Below are 21637 nucleotides of genomic sequence, written 5' to 3' on the forward strand. Positions count from 1 at the left end.
AATCGTGAATATGTGGATGAGGCCAGACGTGAAAGCAACATTTCATCGAGCCCACTCTGATCCTTGACGGTCCAATGCTTAATTGTGAGCACCACCTCCCGAGCCGTTATGGTGGGACGAATCCTGACCGAGGGCAAACAGCTTCAACAGTTGCGACCGTTTTGTAGGTCTATAGGTCTTGAAAACCACTGAGCCGGGAACAAGGAGGATTACCTCGGTTCCATTATTGGATGCCGTTCGCACTGAGAGCTTGGCGCCAATACGGTCCGCTCTTTCCCGCATGCCCTCTAACCCAAAGTGTCCGGTCTTACCGGACTGTAAGGTCTTTTCTCCAATGCCCTTGCCGTTGTCTCTGATCCTCAGCTGAACATTGTGGTTATAGGTGAGTTCAACCGTAACGAGACTTCCTCCAGAATGGACGCAGGCGTTATTGATGGCTTCGTATCCGATCCGGTAAATCTCATCTCTCACAATGGGATGCATGTCGCTGCTTGTCCCGCTGAGGACGTGGGATACCTGGATCGTGCTACCGATACGACAGTCTTCTGCTGCATGGCGAAAGGCCGCAGCTAGGTCGTTGGTGTCGACCGTCGAACTCCTCAGGGAGTTTAGAGCTGCTCGTCCCTCGAGTGTGGCTCGTTCCAACCACGTCGACACCAGATCGAGAGCCTTGTGCATGCGGGCAGAGTCGGTCGGTCGCTCAAGAGCATTGTCTGCAACCATCTTGCTGCCTTGAATTGTCTGGAGCAGCGTATCGTGCAGATCGCGAGCCAACCGCGTTCGCTCTTCGATCCGTTCGTCAAATCTGACCTTCAGCATGGTTGCATACTGTCTCATCCGGAATTGATAGAGACTGTAAGCAAGCATCGCCGCAACAACAACGCATAGGAGCTTGAACCAGATAGTCTGATACCACGCTGGAGGAATCATGAAACCGATAGTGGCTTCGTGTGTGTTCCATACTCCATCGTTATTGCACGCAATCACTCGGAAGGTGTAATAGCCAGGACTAAGATCGTTATAAAAGGCCTGACGGCGCGTCCCCGAGTCGGTCCATTCCCTATCGTGGCCAGCCAGCTGGTAACGGAAGCGTACCTTAGCGGACGCAACATAGCTCAGTCCCGCATAGTCGACCTCAACCACTTGTGGAGATACAGGAAGAGTAAGACTACCGACTAAGGGATGGTCGGTGTGGCCGACGAGCAAATGTTCAATATGAACCGGCGGCGGCAGAGCATTTGATGGAAGTCGCCGTGGGTCGATCATCTGAAGAGCGCTTCCATTGACGGACCACAGCCGCCCATCCGGGCTGAAAAACGGCCGTTCACCACGAAGTCGGGGTAATGCGCCATCGGAGAGGGTGAAGGTCGTAATCGTAAGCTGACTCGTAGCGTTGCTCCACCAGCGGGAGATTTCACTGTCGCGGATGCGCAAAATTCCGCACTGCATAAAGAGCCAGTGGGCACCAACTCGGTCGTTTATTACACTTAGGACGTTCTCGCAAGGAAGACCGTTCGAGCTCTTTATCGCTTGGGCCCTTCCATCCATGTAACGAATGGCACCTTGCGAGGTTGCAATCCAAAGCGCCCCGTCAGGGTCCGACGTCATATCGGCGACACGGCCGTCAAAGCCGGCGGGCTTGATCTGATCAAATGCTCCATTGTGGAACCGATACAAACCGTGAGAATACCCTGCAACCCACAGGCCCCCGCCAGGCTCCGGTGCAAGAACATTCAGTATCTGGTGGTCCGCCAGTGCGGGCGACGGAAAGCTTTCTGCTACACGCAGGTTCTGGATACGAATGAGCGCGTTTCCTCGCTGATCAGCCAGGTTTTGGACGGATGCCCACAGTCGGTGACGAGAATCTTCCTCCATCTCTATGACTTCGCCAACTCTGTCACCATATCGATCAGTGACAGGTGTGAATCGGCCGTGCTCGTATAGAAGGAGTTGTTGGCCTGCCCCCACCCAAATCCGATCATGTGAATCGGAAAAGAGGTAGTGGATTTCACGCTTCAGGAATGGATCGGTGAAGTGGAGAAACTGCCCCTTGTCGAGAAGATTCAGCGTGTGACTCGCCCCAATCCACACGTCCCCGCTTCGGGACGTGGTTATTTGATTCGGCGCACCGGAAAGGCCTTCACGCGAGGTGAAGCTAATCACGGGAAGATCACGAAGGCTGTCGATGCCCCGGTCCGTCACAACCCACAGAGTGTGCTCCCGGTCTTCGAAAATCTGCTTGACTGCATCGCCGCTCAAACCGTCGGTCGTATCGAAGTGTTCAAGTTTCCCCTCGCTCAACCGGTAAAGCCCCTGCGATTCAGTCCCGATCCACAAGTCGCCACTACTATCAGTGCATAGAGATCTGACTGCAAGCTTCCGCCCATCCACTTGTGGCGTTACAAAGGTCTTCCACTTCTTTCCAGTGAGTTTAAGTAGTCCCGCATCTTGCCCTGTCGTCGATATACCACCCCAGATGGAACCTTCCTTATCGACTGCCATTGCTAGAACTGAGTGGTCTGACCTTCCGTGAGAAGGCAGGAGGTAATTCTCCGGAGGGGCATTTTCTCGCCACCGACAAATCCCCTGAGGGCCGCCGATCCAAATTGATCCAGTTTTTTCAGACGTTAAGGAATAGCTGTACATACAACTAAATCCATCTTTCATGCCCTGACAGGAGAGGTGGGTTTCTCCAACCGCGCAGAGCGTGCTCGAAGTCGACAGATTGCCCCAGTCGCCCGTCCAGATGCGCCCTTGGCCGTCCTCAAGTAGCGGTCCTGCCCACCGCAGGCTCTCGGGATAGCTGTAAACGCGTCCGTTGGTTATCCGGGCTACGCCGGCTTCGGTTGCTACGTAGAGACTGCCGTTTCGCGCTCCCAGTACAGATCGAATCGCCGCATTGATTAGAGATTCACCGGCAAGAGGAGTCCATTTGGTCAAGCGAATGCCATCGAATCGGAACAAGCCATCGGTAGTTCCGACCCAGAGGTAACCGTCGCTAGATTGAGTGATCGAAGTTGGCAGGCCATCTAGTCCGCTCTCTCCGAGCCGCCAAGCTGTATGACCGTATTGTGAGATATGCGTTGAGGGATCTAAACCATATGCCACTCGTCCACAGAAAAGGAACATGCAACACAATGCCACCGCAATCATCGATTGTACGGCGAGTCTCCAACGCGTCGCATCTGCGCTGTCTTCGCGACACTCTGGACGCTCCGAACCAAGCGAGGTGAATCGAGATGTAGTGTTAGGCCCGATCCAACTATCCCTTTTCCACATGGGGCAACCTTCGCAAGCACTCTGGCACGGGTTTCGATTTCCGATCCGCGTGCCATGCGCTTCCAGTGTAGACACGGGTGATTGAGATTCCCCTGTAGAACCCTATAGGTGGCCCCACAAAGATTTATGTTTCCCAATCTCAATCGCTGTCGCAACGAGCGCGAGCTTTCACCTGAACTTGACCAACTGAGCGCACTCACGCTGTGGTCAGTGATCCGGACACTCACTCTTAGCCTTAGCTACGCCGTGCTGTCACATGATTCGCAAGTCGAAGAATTTCTGCAACACTCCAGGCCTGGGCAATACACCCGCGAGGAAAAAACGGATGGTCTCCATCGAAGATTTCCGAGACCTGCCCAAGTCCGGCATCGCGCAAGTGGGGGGTAAAGCCATCGAGCCAACGTTCGATCTGGCTCATCGTCGCAGCCGACGATGAGCTCACCGCTAGCTTCGCAAAGAAGAACGGCCCAGCGAGCCAGGGCCACACTGTTCCCTGGTGGTAGGCACTGTCACGGCTCCAACCATCTCCCTGGTAGTTACCTCGATATTGAGGGTCATCCCGCGATAGCGTCCGTAGACCGTATGGAGTCAATAGCTCTTCTTCTACTCTTTGGATGACCCGTGCCGCCGGCTGTCCGGTCAGGAGTGGATAGTGAAGACTCATTGCAAAGATCTGATTGGGACGGAGAGACGAGTCACGCTCGTCACTCCTCGCGACGTCAAATAGGCATCCGCGCTGCTCGTTCCAGAAGACGCCGAGAAAGTTCTCTTGCAGGCGATCTGCAAGGGCGTTATATTCCTCGGCCGCACTCTGATCTCCCAACAAAATTGCGAAGGAAGCGATCGTACGCAATGCGTTGTACCAAAGAGCTTGAATTTCGACTGGTCGTCCGTGCCGCGGTGTGAAGGCGACATCGCCATCCTTGGCATCCATCCACGTGAGCTGCGTGCCTGGATCGCCCGCCCACAGGAAACCCTGTTCATCAGCATGGATTCCATAGCGCGTACCCTCCCGATGAAACCGGATGATCTCTTTGAGTGGGACGTACAAGTGTTCCTTGAGTAATGTGGTCGCTTGCGACTGCCATGTGGGGCAATTCTCATAGAAAATATACTGCCGGATCGCTTCAAAGAACCACAGAGTCGCATCCACCGTGTTGTACTCGGGCTGTTCGCCGGCGTCGGGGAACCGATTCGGAAGCATGCCCCGATCGACATACTGCACGTAGTGAAGCAGAATCTCCCTCGCCAACTGATGCTTCCCCGTAGCAAGCATCAGACCGGGCAATGAGATCATCGTATCTCTGCCCCAATCTCCAAACCAGTGATAGCCGGCGATCGTTGATGTGAATGGTGTTCTGGTGATGGTGAACTGTCCCGCTGCTCTTTCAAGAAGAGAAGTCAAGTCAGAACGCACAGTTTTTTGAGCAGCTGTAATTGGGGACTTCCATCCACGTGTGAGATCTACCTGCTTGTATTGAGCCAATCTTGAGATGGGTTGGCGATCAGTCGAAGCGATAAGGCTAAAACAACCCTCACTGTCCAGAGTTGCTGTTAGGCGCAACGGACTGAACAGGTCTTCTTCATGATCAAGCCCCCTCTCTCGCTCGCGCTCGTATTCAAATCGTCGATACCAATAACCATCTACTTGCACTTCAGCGGGGTCATGAGCGATGTACAACTTTGGTAGACCTTGGTATGGTTGCAGCGTTAGAACCCCGTCCCTCTGCTCGACCGCGCGATTTATGGCTTGATTCTCATGGGTGGTTGCGTGATAACCACGAAAGGCAATGAGAGGTCTTACTTCGAGAAAGAAGTGCTTTCCGGAGCCTCTCTTGCCAAGTGCGTATTCGATGATGGTGGTGCTTTGACCTTGAACCATCGATACCGTTCGCGTAATCTCCCACTGTCCGTTGCTATAGGTGAAGACCGGATCCGGATCGAGTCGGAAGCCTATCAGGTTTAGATAGCCGGGAGGATGAACAACATTCTCCGAATAAAGGTTGGTGGATAAGGGGAACCGCACTCCATCGACGACAAGGGTATCTTCCAACTGCGACAGGAGGACAAGTCTTCCTAGAGGAGCCTCCATCGAAGCCACAAGCAAACCGTGATATCGCCGGGTGTTCATCCCCGCGACCGTGCCAGCCGCATAGCCACCCAGACCATTCGTTACCAACCACTCCTTCGTCCTCAGGCTATCCAGATCGGAGCACTCATTCGAATCGAATTTGATCACGGCTTTTCCGTTTCTCTGTTGCGGCAATGGCCAGCTCTTCTGGAGGAATGATAAAAATGGCGTGCTGCCTCCGTATCCGACGGAGTCTGAATTGCTTGCCCAGCGAAGAAGCAATTCCTCTCGAATCAGAACGCCATTGTCGGCTTTAGAAATTTTCAAGTTTCGCCGTACCGAAGTTGGCGTGAAAGCGTTCACAATAAATCGATACCGTACCGAACTTCTTGAAATCAACATCCTTGGGCACCGTATAGTCTTGATCTCCTTGATTTCCTTTGAGATCGCCAAGATCAACGTTCTTCACGGCCGCCAGAGCAAAGTCTTTCGTGGGGTCGGTGGACGTCCCGTCTATCAACAAAACGTGCACGGCGGGTCCGTTGGAAGTAGAAAAGTCAGTCAATCGCAAAACACGGCTGCCGTCCGCTTGCTGATACACGGTAGCGCGGCCAGAAGTCTTATGGACCTCTCCCACAAATCGGCCCGTCAACTGCGGTGTCAGTTGACCTGAGGCCTGGGCGGGAGGGGCTTCGTTCACCTTCTTATTAATGAAGAGCTTCTCGGGGCGAAAGGCAAACCAAAGCCCCGCGAGAATGACCACTCCGATAACACTTAGAACAATTCGTTTTGGTGTAGCGTTCGTCGAGGAAGACTTCATATTGGATCTCCTGATGGGATTGTCGGGGGAATAGAGCGATCGTGCTACACGCATGGCGATCTACTTTTCGAGTGGTGCAGTTCCAAAGTTGGCATTGAAGCGCTCGCAGAAGATTGCAACAGATTTATACTTCGCAAGATCGATTTTTGCCGGAAGAACATAGTTCTGATCGCCCTCATTGCCTTTCAGTGGTCCCAGATCAATTCGATCGACTTTTTCGGTGAGAAAATTTTCGTCGTCCTTCGCGTCAGCCGCCGCGATGAGCAAAACGTGTACGTTCGGACCATTTGAGGTCGAGAAATGGGTAAGGCGGAGCACGTTTCCACCTGTCGCCTGGTATACCGTCGCCCGGCCTGAGGTCTTGTGAACGGCACCGTGAAAAGTTCCGGTCGCTAGGATCGCGCCCGACTGAGCTAGAGAGGACATCGCAGGCAACGCCAGAACAGCCGACATTGCAATGATTCTGTGAATCTTCATAGTTTTTTTCTCCGGTGCAATGTGCTCGAAGGAAACAAGCGAGTCCGTCGGCGGGGTGGATCACTGTGCTGAGGTAAGCATCGACTCTGCGTGGATGAAACACCCCCCCGGATCGAAGAGTGCCAAACCTGTTCTTTTCTACAGGCCCCAAAGATTCGATTTGATCCCTGACAGCTGGTTTGGGACATAAAGATGCAAGCATCGTGAACTTCAGCGCATTCTCAGGAAGGTCAAGAGCTTCGTTCCAGGGGATGGATACGCAACCATAATTTGGTTGCGTATCCCAAAACGCCACGCCATCTACAGTTCGATGAGTAGGGATGAACTGCTATTGTCACTCGGATTCGGCGGACGCCGAATCCAGTCTCCCTGGTCAGACAGGCAATCCAGCCCTGAGGACTGCGCAAATAGGGTTTAGGATTTCGGTAAGGCTGGGACTATGGAGAACTATAGGCAGAACACTGTGGAAAGTGACTTTGCGGCCTTCTAACGACACTATACGCTTGGTCGTAATGATTCCTTGGTCGTGATGATTCACTGTGTCGGTGTTCAATTTCGGAAGCGTGGCTCTCCTTCTGTGAGACCACGGATCTGCCTGGACTGGCGAAATTCGAAGTCGCTAGGGGGTTCGGACAATGGAAACGCTTCATATCTCTATCTTCGTCTTGTACTCCGTCGGGATCTCTCTAGTTGCCGCCCTCGGCTCGGGCCTGCATGTGATGTACCGGCGCGGTGTTCGCCGTCACGAACGGGTACTCGACGATACCTATTCTCAACGTTTTGAGCAGCGCACGCTGGTAGCCAAGTCCGTCCACCCACATTTAGAGCAGATGATTCGTCGCAGTAAATCCGTCATTGATCAGGTACAACGGAAAGCAGATGGGCCAGAGACCACGGATGCCCTGAATCAGGTGTCAGAGTGGCTTGCTGGAGCGGCAGGAGAGAGTGATCGCGCGCTCAGATCACTTGAAAGTGGTTCTGCTACAGCGTTCAATAATGGTTACATCGCGAAAGGAGAACATGCCTACACCCAGACAAATTCGCATCATGGTCGTTGAAGATCATCCCGTATTCCGTGAAGGGCTAAATATGATCATTGCAGCCGAAGCGGATATGGAGACCGTGGCTCAAGCATCGACCGCCGAGGAGGCACTTCAGGAATATCGCCGGACCAGGCCAGATGTGATCCTGATGGATCAGAGGTTGCCTGGTGCAAGTGGCACGGAAGCCTTGATTGCCATCCGAAGCGAGTTTCCTCACGCCAAGATTATGATGCTCACAACCTCAAGCGGGGATATCGAAATTCAGCGTGCTCTCCGCGCGGGCGCTACCGCGTATGTCCTTAAAAGCACGCCGAAGAATGAGTTGCTAAGGATCATCCGGACCGTGTCGATGGGGCGTAAGCATATCCCATCCGACGTAGGCAGTAGTTTGGCGGAGCACATGGGGCAGGAGGACCTGACGCCGCGCGAGTTGGAAGTCCTTGAACTGATCCGCGAAGGAAACAAGAACAAGCAGATCGCCGATCAGTTGGGTATCTCGGAGACCACCGTCAACTTTCACATCAAAAATATCGTTGACAAACTGCAAGCGAATGACAGGACGCACGCGGTCACGATCGCCTTGCGGCGGGGTTTGCTCCAGATTTGAGCCACCTTCACCCAGAACGGACACAGTGTCAGAGTATGAACGTCCAGGCAAACGCGAACTTATCACGTCATCTGGCTCTCCTGGCCGCAGTACTGCTGCTGATCTTCGCGCCCCCCACAGCACAGTCTGTCGAACCTACGACAAGGCTGACACAGCTTGCCCATCGGGCCTGGCGCACGGGCGATGCCGGTTTGATGGGTACGCCGCAGGCTCTCACTCAAACCACGGATGGCTACATTTGGGTAAGTACGGAGAATGGCCTGTATCGCTTTGACGGCATGCGGTTCACCAAATGGACTTCACTAGCCGGTGAGTCTCTTCCCAGCATCTCTTTGTGGCATCTATTCGGAGCCCGTGACGGATCGCTTTATGTGAGCACTGACCGAGGTCTCGCGAGGATCAGAGGGGGCCACGTTTACACATATCCCGGAAGCCCGCGCTGGCCGGGTCCATTCGTCGAGGACCGTAACGGCGGGCTATGGATGGGCATCAGTGGAGCTCACAACAATCCAAGTGCGCTCTGTGAGGTGGGTGAGACAGATCTCACCTGCTTCGGAAAGAGTGAAGGATTCTCCTGCGTCAGGGGAGTCTCGAATACGACGAGCTCCGACGGCTTTCTTTGGGTGGGAAGCGCCGAGGGCATCTGCCGCTGGAAGCCCGGAACGAGACCCGTTACCGAACTTGTTCCATCACTCTCAAATGGTAGAGGGTTAAGCTCGATCACCAGCATGGCCAGTACCACGGATGGCGAGCTCTGGGCTGGGCTGAAAAAAAGGGGGCACGGGGCCGGTCTCCTTCGTCGAAAAAACGGACACTGGATCTCCTACACGGCTCCAGGAGTTGACGGCCGTATCTTCTCGGTATCCGCGCTCCTTCCAGACGAAAATGGAGCTCTATGGATTGGAACGGCCGACAAGGGTCTCTATCGAATTGTCGGCGGGCGTTTGGATCACTTTGACGCGATTGATGGTCTTAGCGATCGCAACGTTCTTTCGATCTTCGAGGACCACGAACGAGGAATTTGGGTTGTCACCCCGAAGGGCATTGATCACTTCAGGGATTACGCCGTTCTAAGTTTCACGGCAAGTGAAGGCTCGCTCGCGGACCATGCAAACGGTGTTGCGGTGGATCGCAGAGGATCGGTCTACTTGGGGAGCCACACACTGGCTCAACTATCGGGAAAGTCTCTGATTCAACTAAGGGACGATAAAGGCCGGCTACTGGAAGATGTGCAATTCCTTTTCACGGATTCGCGAGACAACGTCTGGATTGGATCTGGGGATCGGCTCTTTGTAAAGCGAGATCAGCGGATTGCTTCCGAAGTATCTGGATTTCCGGTTGGAAAAGGCGAATACGTAGCTTACATCACGGAAGACCACACGCATGACATCTGGGCATCTGTAGAAAACCTGGGTAACCAGGAATCCAGCCTGATTCAGATTCGCAACTATCGGGTGATCGACCGAATCGAAGTCTCCTCCGTTGTGGGAAAGCAGGTCATGAATGCACTTGCGCCGAACGCCGCGGGAGGCATTTGGATAGGCGGATCTGTGCATGGCCTGTTCTCGTTTCGTAACGGCCGACTTGAACGGGTAGCCGCGGGCGGCTTCAATGACAGAGTCGAGAACCTCATGGAGGATTCAGACGGCGCTCTCTGGATCGTGACGCAGCAAGGCTTTATTCGATACTTCGAGGGTCAGGCTAGAAGTTTGACCACCGCCTCCGGGATGCCGTGCGATAGCGGGGTCAACATCCACGACGATGGCCGCGGATTCAAGTGGTTCTATCTCCATTGCGGTATAGTGCGTGTATCCGACTCCGATCTTGCCGCGTGGTGGAAGAATCCTACCGAGCGTGTTCATGGCCGTGTCTTTGATGCGCTCGAAGGAGCACGCCCAAATCTCTCAAATGGAAATCCGGCGCAAACTTCTGATGGCAAGATATGGTCCGCCAGCGATTATGACTTCCAAGTCATCGATCCGCAACGCTTGCCCTTCAATGAAATGCCCCCACCGGTGAAGCTCGAACGGTTAATCGTCGATGGTAACGAAGTTTCATTCGGTCAACATCTGAAACTGCCTATGCACACGCGTCAGATCGAACTTGACTACGCTGCTCTGAGCTACGTGATCCCCGAACGAGTACACTTTCGTTACCGTCTGGATGGCCATGATTCCAACTGGACAGAGGTTGGCCGAAGGCGCCAGGCATTCTACAACGATTTGAAGCCGGGTCCTTACATATTTCACGTTACCGCTTGCAACAATGACGGGGTATGCAACTGGCGGGGCACAGAGCTTGCTTTCACCGTGCCGCCCGCATGGTTCCAAACTCTTTGGTTCCGCGCCTTGGCAGCGCTCTTATTTTTTGTGATCGTATTTTTCGCATATGTGTATCGGTTGCGTAGGTTCGCCAAGACTCTTAGACAGCGTTTCGACGAACGATTACAGGAGCGGATTAGACTTGCACGGGATCTTCACGACACACTCCTCCAAACGATTCAAGGTAGCAAGATGGTTGCAGACAATGCGCGGGAACACTTGGATGACTCACGTATAACGGGTCGCGCATTGGATCGCCTTTCGGAGTGGCTTGACCGTGCGAGCATAGAGGGCAGAGCTGCATTGGAAGCCCTGAGAAGCTCCTCCGTAGAGGCCAATGATTTGGTAGGAGCACTTCATCGCGTGGCCGATGATTGCATTATGGGCGCCAGGACGGCTGTCAGCATTTCAACGGTAGGCGCGATTCGGGAGATGCATCCGATTGCGCGCGATGAGGTGTATCGCATAGCCTATGAGGCCATCCGTAACGCCTGTGCCCACTCTGGAGCGCGTGATTTATGGGTCGAACTAGAATACAAGAGACGCTTCCACCTCACGGTCCGAGACAACGGGCGCGGTGTCGATGAGGACGTCCTGCGAAGCGGCAAATCGGGGCATTTTGGCTTGGCAGGGATGCGCGAGCGAGCGCTGTTTATGGGTGGCAGTTTCAACATATCGAGCTCCCCTCAGAGTGGTACGGTTGTGTCCGTTGTCATACCGGGGCAGGCAATCTACAGGAATCCGTCCAGGAGACTTCGCGAATGGCTAGTTGAGCCCTTCCAATCGAAAGCTGATCCCCACAAAGACAAGTTGCTCTAGCGGTCAACCGTCTCACACCAGTTCACATCTTCCTTGACTGGATTAACGTTGCAACCGTAGGGGTGCGGGCGTTCGTCTCCGGAAGCTTTTAGTTCCCATCCGGCCCGCATGGATCATGGATCGCACGAATCCCACAGAGCAACCATCACCGCTACGCGGATGCAGCGATTGCTTTGCTACAGCACGTAGAGACGGATCGCACGACAATTTCGTTGCGTTTGCTGCGTCACCGCCAATTTGAAAACTGGTTAGATATGGCAGACAAGGTGTAAAAGAGGTCTCATGAGCGTTGAGATTTGCCGACCACGCGATGATGATCGAAAGCGCCATGCCCACGATCCTTCGCGCGCGCTTGTATTGAGCTTCTGTTGGATGTGGCTTATTTCAGTCCTATCTGTTCCCGCCAGGGCCCTTGACCCCAACATGAATGTTTCTCAGTTCGCCCACGCCGCATGGCTGACTCAGGATGGATACTTTAGTGGGCCGCCCAGCGTGATTGCCCAGACCAGCGATGGTTACCTTTGGATCGGCACAGGATCCGGTCTAATGCGCTTTGACGGTTCACGGTTTCTGCCATGGGCATCCCCGGATGGGAAACGCTTGCCATCGAACTGGATAACCTCTCTGCTCGGGGCAAGGGATGGAAGTCTCTGGATTGGGACACTAGCCGGCCTTGCGCACTTCGTGGACGGGAAACTGGTCCAGTTTCCCAATTTTGGCGACGCGGTATTTTCGCTCTTTGAGGACCCTGCAGGGAAAATCTGGTTTACGCGTGATGGCGTACAGAGATCGCCCCCACTTTGTGAAGCTTCAGGCACCCTCATTCATTGTCTAGACAAAACAGATGGCGTCTCGGTTACGGGCCTTTCAGCTACGCTCATAAGGGATATATCAGGAAATCTATGGGCGGGCACAGATCGTGGCCTCTTCCGCTGGCAGTCGAATTCTTTCGCGAACTATCTTTCGCCTGGACTTGAGAACTCAGAGGGGCATGACGGCGTGACGGCCCTCGCGCAGGGTCCGGATCGATCGCTATGGGTTGGAATGGCTTGGACTGGTAGAGGCCGGGGACTTCAGCAGTTCAGAGACGGAATTTGGAAGCCCTTGATCGAGCCGGGTTTGGATAGCTCAACCTTGAGCGTAATCGCCATGTTGCTCGACCGCATGGGGAACTGTGGGTGGGAACGGCAAACCAGAGGATTTATCACATCCACGGCAGCCATGTAGATCGATTTCGCTCGGAAGACGGCCTCTCTGTGAACAAAGTCAGGAGTTTCTATGAGGACCATGAAGGCGGGATTTGGGCTGTTACGACGCGTGGTATTGAGAGTTTCCATCGACCGCAGGTCGTTACATTTTCAACGCGAGAAGGGCTCAGCGTAGACAACGTGGTGTCCGTCGTTGTCTCTTCGGACGACACAGTTTGGCTTGCCAATGGCAATAGCCTGGACTCGATAAAGGACGGCCATATATCGTCCGTTCGATCGGGCGCAGGTCTGCCTGGCAACGAGGTGACTGCGCTCTTCGCAGATCACGCCGGTCAATTGTGGGTGGGCGTCGATTATGATCTGTTTTTGTACAAACAAGGCCGGTTCAGCCGCGTCGTTCGGAGCGATGGAAGTTCGACCCGGTTCATCGTAGGGATGACCGAAGATATAAACCATGACATTTGGGCTGAAGTCAGTGGGTCGGATAAAGAGTTGATCCGTATCCGAAACTTGAAGGTGGTTGAGGAATATCCAGCGGCCGTGATTCCGTCCGCGCGCCTTCTCGCAGCTGATTCACATGGCGCAATCTGGTTGGGACTTCGAGATGGCAACTTGGCAAGATTCCGCAACGGCCAAGCTGATGTATTTGCTTTTCCGCACTCGGAATCGGATGAGGTCCGCCAGGTCGCTGTCAATTCCGACGACTCCGTATTTGCCGCAACGGCATATGGCTTGATTGCATGGCGAAATGGCAAGACTCAAACCCTGACCTCTCGCAACGGCCTGCCCTGCGATGCCGTTATCGGAATGAATTGGGATCATCAAGGGGCGCTGTGGCTCTATATGGAGTGCGACTTGGTTCGAATAGATAAAGAAGAGGTTCAAAAATGGTGGAATGCCCCGACAGCTAGAGTCATCACAAGGGTCTTCGATTCATTCGATGGCCTACAGTCTGGAAAGGCCGACAACAACCCGACCGGACAATCAAGCGATGGAAGACTCTGGTTCGCGAATAAAGTTGTCTTGCAAATGATCGATCCGAGTCACCTGTTTCGCAATGAAATCCCACCCCCGGTGCATGTGGAGAGCGTAGCAGTAGATGGAAAGCAGTTTCTGCCGCGGGGACAGTTCGTCTACCGCCCCTGGTACGTGATTTAGAAATCGACTATACGGCATTAAGTTTCGTTAACCCACGATGAGTAAGGTTTCGTTACCGGCTTGAAGGTCGAGATGCATCCTGGCAGGAAGCAGGCACGCGTCGGCAGGCGTTCTACAACGACCTGGGTCCTGGGCAATATCGGTTCCATGTGATCGCTTGCAACAATGATCAGGTTTGGAACGAAGCCGGAGCAACTCTAGTCTTCAACATTCCGCCCGCGTGGCACCAGACCAACTGGTTCAGAGCGTTGTGTGTGGTTGTGCTGATATGGCTGACTTCTGTGCTGTATCTCGTAAGGATGAATAGGTATGCCAAATCCATGAAAGTGAGATTTGATGAGCGATTAGGCGAGCGAACGAGACTAGCTCGTGAACTGCATGACACGCTGTTACAGACAATTCAGGGAAGCAAGCTGGTGGCTGACGGAATAGAGGAATACCTGGATGATCCCCTCAGGGCGAAGCAGTCTTTAGCGAAGCTTTCGCAGTGGCTTTCGCAGGCGATGGATGAAGGTCGAGCCGCTCTCGAATCTCTTCGTAATGCGGCGTCATCCGAAGAGCTATCCGAGGCTCTTCGGCATATCGCGAATGAATGCGCTCCCAACTCTATGCGGGTATTTCTGACAGTTACCGGCAATGTCTGCCCCCTCCATCCCGTCGCCAGAGATGAAGTGTGTTGCATAGCATTTGAAGCGATTCGAAATGCCTGTGCTCATTCCAGCGGGTCAGCGATGACGATAGCCGTGAGCTACGATCGCGACCTTAAGATTCAGGTTGACGATAACGGACGCGGTATCGATCCAGACCTGATACAAACAGGTAAACCAGGTCACTTCGGAATTACAGGCATGAAAGAGCGTGCATCCAAGATCGGCGCGCGTCTGCTGCTGCGGACGTCCATAAAGGATGGAACGAAGTTCTCGCTCCTCGTTCCGGGACACGTAATCTTCCGATCTTCTGCGCGCCGTTGGTCGCGGCTCCTATATAAACTCACATTCCCATTTACGAAGAAATAGATAACGCCAGGAAGGTCAATGGTGACGCATGAACGCGGCAGAGACAGCGATTTGCGCCCGGAGAAACGCCTGCTCACTCGGATTCTCCTGAGGCGGTTGTTAGCGCAACTTCAAGGCACTGGCGTGGGCACAGTTCATTGATCGGAGCAGTGCTGGATTTGCTCTAACCAACTTTTGAACCCCGAAACCGCGGTTAAGAACAAGCCACTACTAGATTATGCAGGCAAAAGCCCTAATTTTTGGGGGTGCTCCACAGGACATAAAGACCAACAATGGAAGTATGGTCTGTGACTGGATGATCGGAATCGTTCTAGCGAAGATCCTCTTGGCCCGTGTATGGGATCCAGCTTTCGTGTGCTCGCGCAAGGTGACGAGTAGTACGACGGAATCGGAATTCTCGAATTCTCGCGCCATCGCGAAACCGGCTCCCTCCGGAATCCTTGTGGCTAGGTTTCTGCATCAATCCAGCACTTCACCGAAGCACTAAAACCTTTATGACCGTAGTCTTCCACTCGAGCGAGGGCAATATGAAACCGTTTGTGATGGCCATGATCGTGATTACGAGTGCATCTATCTATAGTCCCGGGCAGTCGCAGTCGACATTGCGGCCCGTGCTTCCTCGCGAACATGAGACGTCAATCCCTTTCCATCTCAAGGCAGGCGGTTTCATGATGGTAGATGGAAGTGTGAACGGAGTTGGAGGCGAGTTCATGTTTGATACAGGGTCTCCATTTTCGTTCTTCTTGAACGACCATCGACTGGATCTTGGACCGGGAAAGGTTCTATCGCATGGAGGCGCCGCATCTGGGCAGAGTATTACCGTCATGCTCCATCAGGGCGAGACCAAAATCACGGTGGCCAACGATATAAGGATTGAAGGCGTTGAAGAAGTTCGCGTTTCGAATTTCGATTTTGTCGAAAAGGAAGTGGAATCCGATTTCCTCGGATTTATGGGGCGCGACCTGGTGAGAGGCGGAGCCATGTTGGTCGATTATGACACGAGCAAACTTGTCGTCCTTAAACGCGGCGCGGACTTGTCCATATATGGCACGGGGATCGTTCTTCACTTCGCTCCCAATGCAGCAGCACCTTCAGTGACGTTTCACATCAAGGACGTTTCAATCACAGGGAGTTTCGACACGGGCAGTCTTGGAGAGTTCGTCCTCACGAAGGAAACGCGACATCAGCTTCTCCAAAGCGGCGCGCTTCGGGAAGAAAAGCCAGGAGCGGCAAATACTACCTATGTCTTGAGTGGGCTTACGTATGAGGGGTCAATGATCACGTTGCGCGGATTGTCCCTGAAAACCGGCAATACCAATCGGATCAGCGGCTATATGTTTCTGAAGAATTTCCGGGCTCTCTGGAACCTTGATGAAGGCACGATCAGCCTTCTGGAACGCGAGGTTCCTCTTGACGCACACTCTGTTGCTCGTCTATGATCCCCGAGCACCCAGAGAGCAATAATCCGGAGGCATTGGTAGGCGTTACTTAGGGCACCAGCCAACAAGTCCCGTTGGATCCACGCAATACTTACTTAGAAACGATCTCCGCTAACGTGAGACTGTACAAATAGTCTGCGTCTGACCATTCTTTGATGGGCGTGAAGCCAGCTTGAAGGAGCCAAGAACCCATCATTGCAGATGAGAACTTGTAGCTGTTCTCAGTATGGATCGTTTCGCCACGAACAAATTGAATCTCCAACTGAGGGTTCTCAGGACTTGCTGGAATGCGAACCTGCTGCGAGATCTTGGATTCGAGGTGCATCTCAATGCGGGATTCGGTGGGGTTCCATACTGTCAGATGCTTAAAGTTACTTAGCCGAAAATCTGTACCGATCTCGCGATTCAGTCGCCGAAGCACATTGAGGTTGAAAGCAGCCGTCACTCCTGCCGTATCGTCATATGCTGAGACGAGTGTCGCCTTGTCCTTGACGCGATCTGCGCCAATAAGAATCAGGTCTCCTAGCAATAGCTCTCCGCGAAGTTTCAACAGTAGATCGAGGGCGTCTGGCGGTGAGAAATTGCCGATGCTCGAACCGAGGTACATCAAAAGGACCCGCGTGTCCGGAGGCCGAGCGTAATTGAGAGCTTCAACCGTATAGTCGGTTATCTGTGGCGAAACAGTTATGCCCGGAATGGACGCTTCGATGTTCAATCGTGCCGCCCTCAGCGCCGTCGCTGATACATCAATGGGATGATAGGAGACCGTACCCTGGCGCCGAGCAAGCTCCGACAGGAATATGCCTGTCTTGACGGCTGTTCCAGCTCCGAGTTCCACGACCATCACTCGATGCCTTCCAAAAGCTAGCGACACGATCTTGGGGGCGTAGTCGGTCAAAATCTTCCGCTCCGTCCGGCTGAGATAATACTCTGGCAAAGCTGTAATTTGTTCAAAGAGGAGCGACCCTTCCGCATCGTAGAAGAGCCAAGGGGCTAGGGTCTTAGGCTGACCGAGCAATCCTTTGATTGCCTCGGCCACGACCGCTCCGCAATAATCAACGACGTTAGAGTTTGTTGACATCGATCCTCACTTGAAAATATGTACAGCAATCAGACCAGATCAGGCGAGGAAGATCGCCTGGCCAGGCACGAACAGGGTGACGATCGTGCCTGTTGCCGAACTGACAACCGTGAGCTTTGCTCCGATGCGAGCAGCCCGCTCGCGCATACCGATCAGCCCGTAATGACCCGATCTGCCGGCTTGCAGGATGTGCGGGGCGATGCCTTCGCCATCGTCCTGGATACTCAAGAGCATATTTTGATCGTAGACAAGCTCGACGATGAGGCGGTTACCTCGGGAATGGTTGCAGGCATTCAATATGGCCTCATGTCCAATCTTGTAAACCTCATCTCGAGCGATTGGATGCATTTCCCTGCTCTCCCCGATAACCACCAATTCCAAATCCATCTGAGCATTACAGCCGTTGAAAGCCTCTCGTAAAGATCCGGCGAGGTGATTGTTCTCGGTTGTAGAAGCACGAAGAGAGTCTAAAGCAGCTCTACCTTCAAGGACAGCGCGCTCCAGCCAAGAGGAGAGGCGGTGAAGGGCAATCTTGGCCGCGGGCTCTTGCACATTATTCCGTTCATTGTCAGCCACTAGTTTTCCGCTTTGAATGGTTTGTAGCAACGTATCGTGCAGATCGCGCGCTAGACGGGCCCTCTCTTCGAGCCGTTCGTCAAAGCGCATCTTCATTGATGCCGCCTTGAGGCGGAGTCGATACAGATATAGCGAGCAGCCAATCGCAATCACCAGAAAGCCACATAACAGGCGAAACCATACAAATTGGTACCACTCGAGTATGTCCCCCAGGACATAGGCCATGAAGAAGCCGAATGACCAGATCGTAGCCGATCCCCATAGGAGCATACGGCTGAACTTACTCACCCGCCCGCACATGGTCGGATCATCTTCTATGCAAACTTCCCCTTCCTTGATCCGAGGAGCCATCCAATACGTCATCATGAAGCTCATGCTAATAAGCGCGGCGGCGATAGCGAACGTCCACACTTTATGCTTCGACATAGTCACAAGCCATGGAGCGACTGAGAGCGCGGAAGCTACAGAGGCTCCCATCCCCATCAATACGAGCAATGACGGTAAGGCGCAGCAAAGGAGCGTGCTGAAGGATCCAAACAGTGACACATAGTTCATCAGTGACGCCTGACGAACCCGCTTGATCGCTGGCATTGGAAGCGAAGAAGCTGTCATTTGGACACCGCGATCGTCTTGTATCGAAGGGTGACCGGAACCTTACCTCTCGCCGACTGAGGTAATACACCTTGTACGATTACAGATTTTCCCATTAGGGACGCAACATCGACTCCTTGAGCGAACGGCACTAATGCATAGCGATCGTTCGTGCCTGTTACCTGCAGGAGCGGTGCTTTCGACGAGCCTGATAGAACACCCTCGACAAGCACATCTGCATCTTGATGTGCGAAGCCGTTCTTTTCCACGGCCTCGTTGAACTGTCTCAGTTCAGCTGTACTTCCAGCCGTCAATTTGATCGTTACCAGCCCCTTGTTCAGGTCGACATCAACGCCGCTGACCCCACGGACGTTCTTCATAGAGAGCCGGATTGCGAAGGCGCACGGAGGACAGTCCATTCCGAAGACCGTCATATTGATCTGCTTGTACTGGCCCTGAGCGGTCAGCGCACACATTCCAAGGATTCCGGCAATTGCAATCTTCTTCATCACCAATCTCTTCAACGAGAGCGACTCCGCGACGAGTATTTGAGGTAGCTGAGGTTGATTCCGAAACGAATGCGCTCACGGCCATAAATGGCATCCGATTCATCACGAATGATTGGACCCTGGACGCCAGCCTCGACTGCGAATTCCTTAAAGATCCCCAAGACTGAAGGTCCCAGCCACGCCGTAGTGGAACTGCTGTTTGGCAGAATGGTTCCGCCGCTTTTCACCCCTCCGGTATGCTCGCCAGTTAACTCGACAAACCCGCGGTAATCCCATTGGTCCACGCCTCGACGCAGTTTAGATGGGCGGTAGCCATATGTCACACTCCATGAGGTCGTGTCTGGTCTCCGGTCGTGTGAGGCTTCGGCAAACCGGGTGTAACCGCTGCCGACCCAAAGATATTGACTCCGCGAAGTCATCCCCGCGGCTAAGGATCCCGCGACACCCGGTGCTCGATGCAGATTGCCAAGTACGCCCGTGGCAGATTGTGGACCTGGAGCAACCGCGCTTAGAGACACTGTTGACTCCAACCGGCGCCCCACACCTCTGCCTGAGTCGAGAAAGCGCCAAGACGTGCCAGCTGCCCACTCTGAACCGCTCATGATTCGGCTTTCTGGCAGATCGCCTGTTCCGAACATGGCAGGTAGAAAGGCGTTGAGGGTAACGTGCGGCCTAAGTCCATACCCAAACCCCGAGCCAGTTGAAAATTGAGTTCCCCCAGATCCGGTACGGCCAAAGAGTCCAGTGTCAAAACTGAACTCCCCTTCAGCATTAACAGGCGTCGCGTAACTGAACAAGGGGCTATGATCTGCTGCGTACGCTGAAGATGACATGATCATAGAGCACACGCAAAATAATGCGAATCGCGTCCACGTTTTTTCGATCAAATCACGTGTACTACGGAGTCGTACCTTGGACCTGTGCCAAGCGACCGCATTTTTACCTTCGCGCTGCCCCAAGCTTCTGATGCACCCAAGACGCGTATCGAGAGGCCTCCAGCGTGATTTGGCAGACGCGTAAGCATTGCACATTCGATAAGCATATGTGGCGTGAGGAATTTGCCGCCCATAGAAAAACATAGGTATCTATCAGTTTTTCTCACGTAGAATAATGTGGACCTAAACGCAAGTTACGTCTCAGCAAGCGTGATCGAATCATCGCTGCATATCGGTTCGTCTTGTGTCTGTGAGCGGGTTGGTTGAGGCGAAGATCTTCCAATTCCCTTTCCAATTCCGAGCGGCAAAGGTCTCTGGCAGACAACGCCCGTTCAACAATCACCGCAGGCGTGGAAGGTCTTCTCCCGAGTCCTATGTGCATTGAACCGTCTCTGAAGCATCCGGCGGGCACGGTGAAGCCGGGCTTTGATGACCCCTTCCGTTGACATAAGCGCCTGCGCCGTACAGCGGACACTACATTCATCGATAAGGCGCATCTGCAACACTTCTCGGTAAATCGTTGGAAGATCCGCTATGGCTCGCTGCAAATGAGATCGCAACTCAGTCCGCTCCAGACGTAGTAGAGCACTTTCCTGTTTGTCGCAGATGTATCGAGCGGGTAGCGGCGCCGTCTGACTCGAAAGAGAATCCAAAGAAACGGCAACCCCGTTTTTGCGACGCCGTAAACAGGCCCGCGCCTCGTTCAGGACAATGCTGGTGAGCCAGGTGCTGAATTTAGATTCAGATCGAAAACTTGCTAACTTACGATATGCCCGCAGAAAGCTCTCCTGAGCGGCATCTTCAGCATCGGCTTCGTTCCGAAGCATCACGAATGCCATGCGGTAGACAAGCGCCTCGTAGGGTCGGACGAGATCATGGTAAAGATTCGTATCCCCGGCGAGGATCGATTCGATTATCTGTGTCTCATCGCGGATTGCTGACGAATAGTCCGTGCATCTGATGAGAACCGGTGACGACTGACTTTGGGACGAAGCGATTACGGGTCGAAGGGTTTCCATGGTGGTCATACCTCCAGTCAAAAGGGCCGGCGCAAAGCGTTGTTACCGCGTTGAACCTTAATTTCAAGGATTTCGTCCGCTTCAGGAAGATTAGAAGCAACAGGACTGGAGCTACATATTTCTGCAGGTCTGTCCGGCACAGCGGGCAGACTGCGAACTCAATCAACAGAGTTGCAAGTGTTCTCTGAGTGACGAAAAGCAGAATGCTCTTGTCTTTGCCAACTCGCCAAAGATTTTGCGAGTCGACGGAGCGTCTCGCTAAATCGTCGATAGCTAGAGTTATCTACAGGTTGGCCAACCGCCAGGATGCTTAGGATTAGGAACTGTGGAGAACCTGCGTTTATGGCCAGCTGTTCGGATCACAAACGGAGCGAACACATCGATTGATGTGGCACTTTCGTGTCCTCCGTCACGGCTGGGAGCTAAGCTCGTAGCCCTGTGCCTCCTTCTGGCCTGTAGTGGCCCGGCACATGCGCTGAACCCATCGACCCGGATTGCGCAGTATGGACACAAGGTTTGGCGCATTGGCGAGAGTGGCCTCGATAGCTCCCCCAAGGCGATTGCCCAGACAACAGACGGCTATATCTGGGTTGGGACAGCCAATGGCCTGTTTCGATTCGATGGTATTCGCTTCACCCATTGGACTCCTCCGGTCGGCGAGCGACTTC

General features: G+C 53.6%; 16 protein-coding genes and 1 pseudogene. 8 read left to right on the plus strand and 9 right to left on the minus strand.

Annotated elements, in window-relative coordinates:
• Positions 1 to 78: 78 nt before the first annotated feature.
• The 4 genes from HDF15_RS22230 to HDF15_RS22240 form a co-directional block, all read right to left on the minus strand.
• Entirely contained in the window at positions 79 to 2502 is a 2424-nt protein-coding gene (locus tag HDF15_RS22230) for a sensor histidine kinase (protein WP_184259610.1), read from the minus strand.
• A 1012-nt stretch (positions 2503 to 3514) separates the two neighbouring features.
• Positions 3515 to 5752, minus strand: a complete 2238-nt coding sequence (locus HDF15_RS25600; RefSeq protein ID WP_260331273.1) for an amylo-alpha-1,6-glucosidase — start codon at positions 5750 to 5752, stop codon at positions 3515 to 3517.
• Positions 5664 to 6170, minus strand: coding sequence for a DM13 domain-containing protein (locus tag HDF15_RS26050; protein WP_184259612.1), 507 nt, complete (start codon positions 6168 to 6170; stop codon positions 5664 to 5666). Before HDF15_RS26050 ends, HDF15_RS25600 begins: the two co-directional genes overlap by 89 nt.
• A gap of 60 nt (positions 6171 to 6230) precedes the next feature.
• A complete protein-coding gene (locus tag HDF15_RS22240; RefSeq protein ID WP_184259614.1) occupies positions 6231 to 6647 on the minus strand; it encodes a DM13 domain-containing protein in 417 nt (138 codons plus the stop codon).
• 635 nt (positions 6648 to 7282) lie between these two features.
• Here HDF15_RS22240 and HDF15_RS22245 point away from each other — a divergent pair.
• From HDF15_RS22245 to HDF15_RS22280, 8 genes and pseudogenes are all read left to right on the plus strand, one after another.
• Positions 7283 to 7705, plus strand: a complete 423-nt coding sequence (locus HDF15_RS22245) for a hypothetical protein (protein WP_184259616.1) — start codon at positions 7283 to 7285, stop codon at positions 7703 to 7705.
• Positions 7668 to 8297, plus strand: a complete 630-nt coding sequence (locus HDF15_RS22250; RefSeq protein WP_184259618.1) for a response regulator transcription factor — start codon at positions 7668 to 7670, stop codon at positions 8295 to 8297. The genes HDF15_RS22245 and HDF15_RS22250 overlap by 38 nt, the downstream gene beginning before the upstream one ends.
• 728 nt (positions 8298 to 9025) lie before the next feature.
• Positions 9026 to 11437, plus strand: a complete 2412-nt coding sequence (locus HDF15_RS22255; protein ID WP_184259620.1) for a sensor histidine kinase — start codon at positions 9026 to 9028, stop codon at positions 11435 to 11437.
• A gap of 423 nt (positions 11438 to 11860) precedes the next feature.
• Positions 11861 to 12664 (plus strand): two-component regulator propeller domain-containing protein, encoded by an 804-nt coding sequence (locus HDF15_RS26515; RefSeq protein ID WP_184259622.1) that lies wholly within the window; start codon positions 11861 to 11863, stop codon positions 12662 to 12664.
• Positions 12616 to 13803: a two-component regulator propeller domain-containing protein gene (locus HDF15_RS22265; RefSeq protein ID WP_184259624.1), complete on the plus strand. Its 1188-nt coding sequence runs from the start codon at positions 12616 to 12618 to the stop codon at positions 13801 to 13803. The genes HDF15_RS26515 and HDF15_RS22265 overlap by 49 nt, the downstream gene beginning before the upstream one ends.
• 53 nt (positions 13804 to 13856) lie before the next feature.
• A pseudogene (locus tag HDF15_RS26055) lies at positions 13857 to 14003 on the plus strand (triple tyrosine motif-containing protein); the annotation flags it as partial.
• Between the two features lie 120 nt (positions 14004 to 14123).
• A complete protein-coding gene (locus HDF15_RS22275; protein ID WP_184259626.1) occupies positions 14124 to 14819 on the plus strand; it encodes a sensor histidine kinase in 696 nt (231 codons plus the stop codon).
• A 542-nt stretch (positions 14820 to 15361) separates the two neighbouring features.
• Complete coding sequence (locus HDF15_RS22280; RefSeq protein ID WP_184259628.1) at positions 15362 to 16258, plus strand: hypothetical protein; 897 nt, start codon at positions 15362 to 15364, stop codon at positions 16256 to 16258.
• 91 nt (positions 16259 to 16349) lie between these two features.
• Here HDF15_RS22280 and egtD read toward each other — a convergent pair whose 3' ends face one another.
• The 5 genes from egtD to HDF15_RS22305 all read right to left on the minus strand — a co-directional run bounded on the left by egtD (position 16350) and on the right by HDF15_RS22305 (position 21609).
• A complete protein-coding gene (gene egtD / locus HDF15_RS22285) occupies positions 16350 to 17297 on the minus strand; it encodes an L-histidine N(alpha)-methyltransferase (protein ID WP_311733180.1) in 948 nt (315 codons plus the stop codon).
• Between the two features lie 81 nt (positions 17298 to 17378).
• Positions 17379 to 18527 (minus strand): sensor histidine kinase, encoded by a 1149-nt coding sequence (locus HDF15_RS22290; protein WP_184259632.1) that lies wholly within the window; start codon positions 18525 to 18527, stop codon positions 17379 to 17381.
• Complete coding sequence (locus HDF15_RS22295) at positions 18524 to 19015, minus strand: heavy-metal-associated domain-containing protein (protein WP_184259634.1); 492 nt, start codon at positions 19013 to 19015, stop codon at positions 18524 to 18526. Before HDF15_RS22295 ends, HDF15_RS22290 begins: the two co-directional genes overlap by 4 nt.
• A 1267-nt stretch (positions 19016 to 20282) precedes the next feature.
• Positions 20283 to 20978 carry a sigma-70 family RNA polymerase sigma factor gene (locus HDF15_RS22300; protein WP_260331264.1) on the minus strand — a complete coding sequence of 232 codons (696 nt, stop codon included), beginning with the start codon at positions 20976 to 20978 and terminating at the stop codon, positions 20283 to 20285.
• 400 nt (positions 20979 to 21378) lie between these two features.
• Positions 21379 to 21609, minus strand: coding sequence for a hypothetical protein (locus HDF15_RS22305; protein WP_184259636.1), 231 nt, complete (start codon positions 21607 to 21609; stop codon positions 21379 to 21381).
• Positions 21610 to 21637 lie beyond the last annotated feature (28 nt).

The sequence above is a fragment of the Granulicella mallensis genome, assembly GCF_014203225.1.
Classification (GTDB): domain Bacteria; phylum Acidobacteriota; class Terriglobia; order Terriglobales; family Acidobacteriaceae; genus Granulicella; species Granulicella mallensis_A.